Raw genomic sequence first — 1,334 nt, 5'->3', positions numbered from 1 at the left:
CCTCTTTATTTATTTTATGACAAGTGCTTGACATACCGTTCTCCATAGTACTCCATAAGTTCACGTTGTATAATCACCCAGTTAAATGCCTTTCTTTTCCAGCTTCTTTGGCTGTACTTCAGTGTCAAATATAACTGTTTTTGCAAGCCCTTATCATTGCTCCAGGCTCCTTTGGTTTTAGTGACTTTTCTCAGTACCCGGTGAACTGCTTCTACCGGATTTGTGGTATAAATCATTCGCCGAATGTTTTCACCGTAATCCATAAATACCATCAGATCGTCCCAATCATCTTCCCAGGATGATCTTATCTCTTTGTATTTCGTATCCCAGCGCTGTCCAAACGATTCCAATGCTATTGCGGCTTGTTGCCTGTCCGATGAGGTATAAATCATTCGCAGATCCTTGCATACGGCTTTTCTGTCTTTTTCGCTCACATAGCGTGTTGAATTGCGAACTTTATGAACAATGCAACGCTGAAGTGCTGAAGCTGGATAAACCTGCTCTATTACGTCTTTAAAGCCAGATAGACCATCTACGCTAAAGAAGAATATATCTTCTACTCCCCTGCGCTTTAAATCCTCCAGTATATGACCCCATTGGCGGGCCCCCTCTGATTCCTTCAAATACAGGCCTAATATATCCCGCTCTCCGTCTACGCTTACTGAATAGACTGTATATACAGCCTTTAATATTACTTTTGCGTCTTCCCGAACCTTATAATGAATAGCATCCAGGTAAACTATTGGATAACAAGCTGATAAAGAACGTTGTTGCCATTCTGCTATTTCTCCCCAAACCCGATCTGTTACAGCGCTTATTGCACCTGTACTTACCTCCAGACCGTAGATCTGATGCAATTGAAAACGAACATCTTCAACCGATTGGCCGCGTGCATAGAGACTCATGATAATATCATCAAGTCCTGTACTTAACTCGCGCTCTCGCTTTTTAACGATGATCGGATCGTGCTCTCCAAATCGGTCGCGAGGCGTTTTTATTTCAAAGGGGCCTGCTGTACTGCGCAATAACTTGCTTGTGTGTCCATTACGCCTGTTGGTTGAATCAATCCCTTTTGACTCCTGAAGGTAATTATCCATTTCCCCTTCAAGTGCAGCATTTACAAAGGATTGAAGCAAATTGGTAAAAATGCCTCCTTCTCCTAAGATGGGTTCGCCTTTATAGAGCCTGCCTAACATCTCTGTTCGCATTTCTTCGTTAGGTATGATTTCGTCCAGGCGTGGTTGCCTGATTCGCTTTTTTGCTTGTTTCTTTTCCATTGTCAAAGTTATTTGTTTTTTTTGATTTCACTTTGACACACTTAATTGAACATACTC

General features: G+C 42.0%; 1 protein-coding gene. It reads right to left on the bottom strand.

Features of this window, described 5'->3' with window-relative positions; genetic code table 11:
* Nucleotides 1-14: 14 nt before the first annotated feature.
* Nucleotides 15-1,277, bottom strand: a complete 1,263-nt coding sequence (locus EKD03_RS18230) for an IS256 family transposase (protein WP_129633878.1) — start codon at nucleotides 1,275-1,277, stop codon at nucleotides 15-17.
* Between the last annotated feature and the right edge of the window lie 57 nt (nucleotides 1,278-1,334).

Source organism: Candidatus Oscillochloris fontis (assembly GCF_004138135.1).
Lineage (GTDB): Bacteria > Chloroflexota > Chloroflexia > Chloroflexales > Chloroflexaceae > Oscillochloris > Oscillochloris fontis.
This window is presented reverse-complemented; position numbering and strand designations above follow the sequence as displayed.

What these genes read in the sequence shown, in the direction of transcription:
- EKD03_RS18230 (WP_129633878.1), bottom strand. Translation starts at nt 1,277, where the DNA reads ATGGAAAAGAAACAAGCAAAAAAGCGAATCAGGCAACCACGCCTGGAC.